The 8514-nt window shown below is 53.2% G+C and carries 5 protein-coding genes; all 5 read left to right on the forward strand.

Going from position 1 to position 8514, the window contains the following annotated elements:
- The first annotated feature begins 56 nt into the window (after positions 1-56).
- Positions 57-692, forward strand: a complete 636-nt coding sequence (locus DNI29_RS13890; RefSeq protein WP_110978706.1) for an MBL fold metallo-hydrolase — start codon at positions 57-59, stop codon at positions 690-692.
- A gap of 62 nt (positions 693-754) precedes the next feature.
- The gene (pssA, locus tag DNI29_RS13895; RefSeq protein WP_110978738.1) at positions 755-1447 is read left to right on the forward strand and encodes a CDP-diacylglycerol--serine O-phosphatidyltransferase; all 693 of its coding nucleotides are present in this window, start codon (positions 755-757) and stop codon (positions 1445-1447) included.
- A 147-nt stretch (positions 1448-1594) separates the two neighbouring features.
- Positions 1595-5527 (forward strand): type IX secretion system sortase PorU, encoded by a 3933-nt coding sequence (porU, locus tag DNI29_RS13900; protein WP_110978707.1) that lies wholly within the window; start codon positions 1595-1597, stop codon positions 5525-5527.
- A 52-nt stretch (positions 5528-5579) separates the two neighbouring features.
- A complete protein-coding gene (gene porV, locus DNI29_RS13905; protein WP_110978708.1) occupies positions 5580-6776 on the forward strand; it encodes a type IX secretion system outer membrane channel protein PorV in 1197 nt (398 codons plus the stop codon).
- Positions 6777-6790: 14 nt separating this feature from the next.
- The gene (locus DNI29_RS13910) at positions 6791-8077 is read left to right on the forward strand and encodes a M16 family metallopeptidase (RefSeq protein WP_110978709.1); all 1287 of its coding nucleotides are present in this window, start codon (positions 6791-6793) and stop codon (positions 8075-8077) included.
- The last annotated feature ends 437 nt before the right edge of the window (positions 8078-8514 follow it).

The following is an 8514-nucleotide window of genomic DNA, read 5'->3' on the forward strand; positions in this document are numbered from 1 at the left end:
TTCGTAACTTACCCTCCTAAATCTGCCTGGTTCCAAACCGGCCCCTTTCTTCCCCCATGACTGTCACTGGCTTCACCTTCAACGCTTTTTCCGAAAACACTTACCTGCTTTATGATGCTACGGGCCAGTGCGTAATTATTGACCCTGGTTGCTACGAGCGGACTGAACAAGAAGCCCTGCGCTGGTTCATTACCGAGCAGGGGCTGCAGGTGAAGCTGCTGCTCAACACGCACTGCCATATCGACCACGTGTTCGGCAACCAGTTTGTGCTGGATACCTACCAAGTACCCTTCCTGATTCATGAGGCCGACTTGGCTACTCTGCGGGCAGTGCCGGCTTACGCCCCCAGCTACGGTTTTCCACACTATACTCCTGCCGAGCCGACGGGTTTCCTGACACCAGGTGAACCAGTTCGCTTCGGCGAAACGGAGTTGGATGTTCGGTTTGCTCCTGGGCACGCGCCTGGCCACGTTATTTTTTATCATGCCCCTACCAGCACGGTTATCGGGGGCGACGTGCTATTTCAGGGTAGCATCGGCCGCACGGATTTGCCGGGTGGCGACTATGCTACCCTGATTGACAGCATCAAACGGGAGCTGCTAACCCTACCCGACGATACGACGGTGTATCCGGGGCACGGGCCGGCCACTACCGTAGGGCAAGAGCGCCGCTCCAATCCATTTCTGCGGTAATATACTTGCCCGGCCAATTCGGCGTTCCTCCCCTATTTTCGCAGGTACTCATTCTATTTCCCTTGAAAAAACATCTTCCTAACGCAGTTACCTGTCTTAATCTATTCTCGGGCTGCCTAGCCTTGTGTTACATTTTTGCGGGAGAACTGGAAACGGCCGCTTATTTCGTTGGGCTGTCGGCAGTATTTGATTTTTTCGATGGGCTAATAGCCCGGGCGTTGCATGTTTCCTCTCCTATTGGCAAGGACCTGGACTCCCTGGCTGATGCCGTTTCATTTGGAGTAGTACCCGGCGCCTTTTTGTTTCAGCTATTGCAACAAGCGGGCGCCGGCTTGCCTACTTGGCTGCCATATGCTGGCTTTATCGTTACGGTTTTCTCGGCTCTGCGCCTGGCCAAGTTTAATAACGACACCCGCCAGTCTGATTCTTTTATCGGCCTACCTACCCCAGCCTGCACGCTGGTAGTAGCTTCCCTACCCCTCATTCTGGCCAATGATACTTTCCAAGTCACTTTTCTTATTCTGAACCCTTGGGCACTACTAGCGCTTACGCTGGTGCTTTCGGGCTTGCTAGTAGCTGAGCTTCCCTTGTTTGCCCTCAAGTTCAAGTCATTTGGCTGGCAGGGCAACCAAGTGCGTTTCCTTTTTCTGCTGGTGAGCTTGGGCTTGCTGATTGTCTTGGGCGCCACAGCTATTCCCTTAATTATCTTGCTGTATGTGCTCCTTTCTATGCTGACTCGGGCCAAGGCAGTTTAAAAGAATTTATCTGCAATTTTTCCCATTGTAGCCCGCAATATTCTGTAGGCTCAGCAGTTAATATCAGTGCGCTGAACTGTGTTATCCTTCAACCTGTTGCCTGCCGAGAGCTACCGCTTTCCTTTGTCCTGACTTCTGCGCTTGCTTATGCGGTATTATACTTTCTGGGTGCTTGTTCTTCTGGGAATTCAGCTAGGTGTCAGCCCACTGGTCCGGGCTCAGTCGGCGGAGCAGGTAGTGCGGGCTCACATTGCATGGGCCGGTACTGTGCCAGTAGTTGTTCGGGGCCAGCAGCGGCAGGTACCGTCGTTCCGAGGCGCTTCGTTTCGTGCCAATGAGCAGGTAGGCACCTTCCAAATAACCTTACCGGGCGCTGTTAGGGAGGGTAGGCTGCAGGAGGTCATCTATGAGCCAGTACCCACTGCCGAGGCCCGCCAGCTTGACTTGGCCGCCCTACCCCCTACTCCAGCCCTACAGCTCACGCAGGGCCTGGAGCGCCGCCGACCTGTCACGCTATTGGCTGTGCAGCCACTGCGGCGCAACCCGCAAACTGGTCAGGTCGAAAAGCTCGTTTCCTTCGCCTACGCTTACACCACGGCTGCACTTCGCCCCAGCACTACCCCTCGCTCTTACGCCAAAGCCTCGGTTCTAAGTCAGGGTGACTGGTATAAGATTGGGGTTCCTGGCAGCGGCATCTACAAGCTCGACCGGAAAATGCTGGCCGATCTAGGCCTTGACGTGCAGCGACTCGACCCGGCCCGTCTTCGTCTTTATGGAAATGCCATGGGCACGCTACCCCAGGCCAACCAAGCGTTCCGCCCCGACGACTTGGCAGAGAACCCTATCCGTTTTGTCGGCGACGCCAATGCCACCTTCGACGACAACGAGTACTTTCTGTTCTATGCCCGTGGTCCGCATACCTGGACGCGCGCGGGCTCTGCCGCCCGGTTTCAGCACCACCTCAACCCCTACACCGATACGGCTTACTACTTCCTAACGGTAGGCAGCTCGGCTGGCCGGCGGGTAGCGGCAGCGCCGGTAGTCACGGGAGCTTCTTCAGCGCGCATCACGGCATTCACAGAACGTCAGTTTTACGAGGTAGAACTGATCAACTTGGCTAAGTCGGGACGGACCTGGCTGGGTGAAACTTTCACGGCCACCGATCAGAAGACGTTTTCCTTCCCGGTAGCTGATCTGGTGCCAGGTACTACCGTGCAGGTAACCTCGGCGGTGGCTGCGGCATCGGTATCCCCATCCGTTTTTCAGACCAGCGTCAACGGCCAGTCTGCAGCTAGCTTGGTGGTGCCAGGCTATAACTGCAGTAGCGGCTCTTGGTGCTACCCCGAAATAGCCAACGGAAGCCTAGGTACACTGAACTACACGGTACCAGCCACTTCTCCTGCCGAAATCAAAATAGACCTCACCTATACCGGCAACAACGACCCATCCGCCAAGGGTTACCTCGATTACCTGGAACTGAATGCCCGCCGCCAACTGCGCCTCACTGGCAGCCAGCTAGAATTTCGTTCCCTCGAAAACATTGGCCCTAATGCCATCAGCCAATTTGAGCTAAGCGCGCCGGCCAATACTACCATTTGGGACGTAACCAACCCTCGTCATCCGGCTGAAGTAACTGCCGCCAACGGTGTGTTTCTAGCCCGCACCGATACCCTTCGGGAGTTTGTCGCCTTCAACGGCACTGCTTTCCCTACCCCCCGCAGCTTCGGCAAGGTCGCTAACCAGAACCTGCACGCCCTCAACCTCGACGGCAAGCTGGACCTAGTCATTGTAACTCACCCAGCTTTTCTAAAGGAAGCAAAAGAACTAGCAGCCCACCGCACTACCCACGATGGGTTTACCGTGCAGGTAGTTACCACCTCCCAGGTATATAACGAGTTCGGTTCCGGCGGACAGGACGTTACTGCTATCCGCGACTTTATGAAGATGGTGTACGACCGAGCCCCTACCGGTAAGCGCCAGTATCTCCTACTTTTCGGCGACGCCTCCTACGATTACAAAGCCGACCCAACGAATGCTACGGCGCAGCTGCCCGACTGGTGGAAAAACCGCCTCCCAACCAATGCCGATAAGATCAACCAGAACTTTGTGCCCGTATATGAGTCGGTAGAAAGCTTTGACCTGATCATGGGGGCCCGGCCCGGCGGACAGGGCATCACGTATTCTTCCGATGATTACTACGGCCTGCTCGACGACACGGAAGGGGCCTGGCTGCCCAACTTCAGCAATGAATTGGTGGATATTGGTATTGGCCGTTTGCCTGTCCGCACAGCGGAACAAGCCGCAACAGTAGTTAAAAAGCTAATTGCTTACGACTCGCCGGTTAGTTTTGGCAAGTGGCGTAACCGCCTTTCTTTTGTGACGGATGACGGTGACCGGAACCTGTTCACGGCGTATACAGAGCAACTGACTGGCCCTCTTGATACCCTGCCGACGACACGCAGCTACAACGTGTACAAGCATTACCTAGACATGTACCCTCAGTCTATTGTAGCGGCGGGGCAACGCTCTCCGGCTGCAGAGCGTGCAATTGATGAGGCTTTCGAACAGGGCTCTCTGCTGATTAACTACATTGGCCATGGTGGCCCTAAAGGGTGGGCCGATGAGCAGATTCTAACCAACGCGTCTGTACTCCGGCTGCAGAACGCCAACCGCTTGGCTTTCCTTTTCACCGGCACCTGCGACTTTAGCACCTACGATAATCCGGAGTTTACCTCGGCCGGCGAGCAGTCCCTGACTGATACCCCTAATGGAGCTATTGGTTTGTTTACGACTACCCGTGTAGTATACGCCGACCGCAACCAGAGCATGGCCATTGAGTTTTTCCGTGACTTATTCACCCCGCTGCCCGACGGCACCATGCCGCGCATCGGTGACATCTGCCAGGCTACCAAAAACGCAGCCGTATCTGGCGACAATAACCGCAACTATGCGCTACTCGGTGACCCATCCATGCGCCTGGCCTACCCCCAACAGGAAGCGGTAATCACTCAAATCAATGGCAAACCGGCTCAGTCAGCTCAGCCCGATACGTTGAAAGCACTGAAGCAGGTAGAGATTAAAGGCGAAGTACGGCAAGCTGGTCAGCGTAACGCTCGCTTTACCGGTACGGCTCAGGTGCAGGTATTCGAAAAAAAATCTATTGTTACAACGCTAGGGAACGAGTCAGGAGATACACCTACTCCCATTGCTATCCGAGAGAATGTACTTTACGACGGTCCAGCCACGGTGACGAATGGCGAATTCAAGGTTCAGTTCATTGTTCCCAAAGACATCAACTACCAAGTAGGTCTGGGCAAGATTAGCGTTTATGCCGCCGATCTGACGGCTCGCGCCGATGCCCACGGCCAACTCCTCACTCCCGTCGGCGACGCCAGCCAAGTAGCTTTCCGCGACACGATTCCGCCCCGCATCCGTCTGTCTATGGACAACGAAAACGGGTTTGTGTTCGGTGGAATGACGGGTACTACCACTACCCTGATCGGTAACCTGCGTGATGAAAGTGGTATCAACACGGCCGGCACTGGTATAGGCCACAACCTCACGGCAACCCTCGACGGCGACCCGGCTCAGGTAATCAACCTCAACAAGTTTTATACGGCCAAAGTAGACAGCTTTCAGGCCGGGCAAGTCAAGTATCAGTTCGAAGGCTTAACCCCAGGCCCGCATGAGTTGCGAGTGAAAGCCTGGGATACTTGGAATAACTCTTCGGAGCAAACCATTGAGTTTATTGCGGCGCCTACCCAGAAGTTGGCCCTCCAGCACGTACTCAACTACCCCAATCCGTTTGCTACATCCACTACCTTCCATTTCGACCACAACCGCCAAGGTGAGGAGTTGGATGTGCAGATTCAGATTTTCACAGTGTCCGGAAAACTCGTCCGCACGCTGCAGGCCCCAATCCTGAGCAGCAGCCCTCACGTAGGTTCCATCACCTGGGACGGCCGCGACGAGTATCAGGATCAGCTGGCGCGAGGCGTGTACATCTACCGTGTCAACGTACGGTCCAACCGCGACAAATCGACAGCTTCCAAATTTGAAAAACTGGTCTTGTTGAATTAATCGAAAGCTGCCGCATTTCGCCTACCTTCCGCCTCTATTTTTTCCCTTCTCTATGACACCGAAGAAACTGACCCTGCGCTCCTTGTTACTACCCGGCCTGCTGGGCCTGGCGGCTATTCATCAGGCTCAGGGCCAAGACAACGTATTAACCATTACCACCGCAGTACCCATCCTCACTGTTAGTCCCGATTCTCGTTCAGGTGCACTTGGTGAAGCGGGCGTTGCCATTAGCCCCGATGCTAACGCGGGCTATTACAACCCGGGTAAACTTGGTTTTGTGAAGTACCAGCACAGCGCTTCTGTGTCGTATACTCCCTGGCTGGCAGGAGTTGCCAACGATATGGGCCTGGCCTACCTCAGCGGCACTTCTAAAATAGGTGAGCGGGCTACCCTTTCGGCTAACCTTATGTATTTCGACTTGGGCGAAATTCAGTACCGGACTCTCTCTGGCGCGGCCAATGGCACTTTCAACCCGAAAGAGTACGCCCTTACCATTGGCTACGGCCAAAAGTTGAGTGATAAGTTTGGGGTAGGCTTGAATGCTCGCTACGTCCGCTCTAACCTGACTGGTGGCACCATTACGGATACCAGACCCGGTAATGCAGTAGCAGTAGATTTAGGAGCGTACTACACCACCGATCTTACAATTGGGCCCGGCGAGTACAACCTTGCTTTTGGCGCTGCGGTATCCAACATCGGCAACAAAATCAGCTATACCGATGCCAACAACCCCGATTTCCTACCCACTAACCTCAAGCTAGGCACGGCCATCACCAAGGAGCTTGATCCGTACAACAAGCTAACGTTGGCTTTCGATGTTAACAAGTTGTTAGTGCCCAGCCCTTACTCTGAGCCCGGAGTTCCAGCCAATGACCCACGCATTCAGGCTGAAAACGAGAGACGCGCTGGTTACGGCATTGTACGCGGCATCACCAGCTCCTTCAGCGACTCGCCTGATGGTTTCAGCGGCGAACTGAAAGAAATTAATCTATCTACTGGCTTAGAATACACGTATAATGATCTTCTGATGGCTCGGGTAGGCTATTTCTACGAGACACCCACCAGTGGCGGCCGTCAGTACTTGAGCCTTGGGGCTGGTGTGCGCTATCAAGTATTCGGAGTTGATGGGGCCTACCTTGTTCCTAACTCCAAAGCCAACCCATTGGCTCAAACATTACGCGTATCGTTGCACTTTAATTTCAACGAACTTAGCGAAGCCTTTGGTGGCTCCGACAACACTACTAACTAACGTCTCCTCTTTTAATGCTCGACCGCAAAGTCGCTCCTCCCGTTCAGCCGCTGGCCCGCGTAACGCTGCCAGCGGCTGACGTGTTTTCGCTCCCTAATGGAGCTCGTCTGCACGTCATGCGCAATAGCGCCCAGCCGGTTGTTCGGCTGCAGGTAGTATTCAAGGCCGGTAAATGGTATGAACCCTCCCAAGGTGTATCGTTGCTGACTGCTCGTATGCTACTGGAAGGCACTCGCACACGTTCAGCCAAGCAAATAGCCGATGAAATAGCTTTCTATGGTGCCTCTCTGGAATGTGAACAAGGATTTGATCGAGCTACCCTAACCCTATACTGCCTGACCCGGCATTTAGACAAGTTGCTCCCACTAGTACTGGATGTGCTAACGGAACCTACTTTTCCAGACGTAGAACTCACTCAGCTTAAAACACGCACTATCCAAAACATACGGGTAGAACGGCAGAAACCTAGCTATCTGGCAGCTGAGCAGTTTTCGCATAACCTGTTTGGGCCCGCGAGCCCATATGGCATCAAGTTCAATGAGTCGGCATTTCAGTCAGTTTCAGCTGAGCAAATCCACTCATTTCACCAGCAAGCTTACCGCTTATCACAAAGCGAAATATTCTTGTGCGGAGATGTTACGTCTGAGCATGATGCTTTAATAACTCAATTGCTAGGCGAACCAATTGAGTTAGATAATCTTGCCCCATTGACGCCATCTGTTAGCCAATTTGCAAGCAGCCCGGCTCATGACTATGTTACGCTTAAGGGAAGCCTACAAGCATCCCTACGTATTGGGCGGTTGTGGCCATCATTGAATCACCCACAGTCTCATGAGCTGCAGGTATTAGGCAAAGTGTTAGGCGGATACTTCGGTTCGCGCCTTATGAGAAACATCCGCGAGGACAAAGGTCTCACATACGGCATCTACTCCAGCATTGGCCCAAGAGAGCACGCTACCAGCTTCGGTATCGGCTCTGATGTAAATGCCTCCAATGCAGCCGTTGCTATTCAGGAAATTCACAAGGAGCTCAGAACGCTGCAGGACGAGCTAATCCCGAAGGAAGAGCTACAAACCGTCAAAAACTATATGGCGGGCAAATTTGCGAATGAACTAAGCACTGTATTCGAACAGTGTGACAAATACAAGACTATCGTCTTCCACCAGCTCCCCGCTGATTACTACAGCCAATATGTAGAGCGTATTCAAGAAGTAAACTCTAAGGCACTGCAAGTGCTAGCACAGGAATACCTCTCTCCTGAGTCCATGATAGAGGTCATCGTGGGCCCAACAAAAGCATAGGATCAGTATTGACATAGAAAAAGGGGAGTGGATATCCACTCCCCTTTTTCTATGTCAATACTGATCCTATACATAATAATGAAAGAGCTATAAATGCCTTACCTATGTTTAGATTGCTACATTCCCAAAGATCGGATAGGAGCTAAACTCAACAACATGTGATAGCCTTCGCCCTTATTTCTACTGTTCTAGACATTACTGGAATAGCAATAGAAAGAGTAGGCGAATAACACCAGTATAATCCTTCTATTTCTCGTTTCTTAAGCTGAGGCTAAGCAGAGACGAAGCTATGAGGGGTAGCAGGTAGTGGTGGGATATAAACGCAAAACGCCCCCCTGCAGCACGAAGTCGCAGGGGGGCGTCAGGAAATGATAAGGTTGGCGGCGACCGACTCTCCCGCCGGTGAAGGCAGTACCATAGGCGCTCCGGGGCTTAAC

Origin of the sequence: Hymenobacter sediminis (assembly GCF_003231285.1) — a bacterium.
In the GTDB taxonomy this organism is placed as follows: Bacteria; Bacteroidota; Bacteroidia; order Cytophagales; family Hymenobacteraceae; genus Hymenobacter; species Hymenobacter sediminis.

What these genes read in the sequence shown, in the direction of transcription:
- DNI29_RS13890 (WP_110978706.1), top strand. Translation starts at nt 57, where the DNA reads ATGACTGTCACTGGCTTCACCTTCAACGCTTTTTCCGAAAACACTTAC.
- DNI29_RS13910 (WP_110978709.1), top strand. Translation starts at nt 6,791, where the DNA reads ATGCTCGACCGCAAAGTCGCTCCTCCCGTTCAGCCGCTGGCCCGCGTA.
- porU (WP_110978707.1), top strand. Translation starts at nt 1,595, where the DNA reads ATGCGGTATTATACTTTCTGGGTGCTTGTTCTTCTGGGAATTCAGCTA.
- porV (WP_110978708.1), top strand. Translation starts at nt 5,580, where the DNA reads ATGACACCGAAGAAACTGACCCTGCGCTCCTTGTTACTACCCGGCCTG.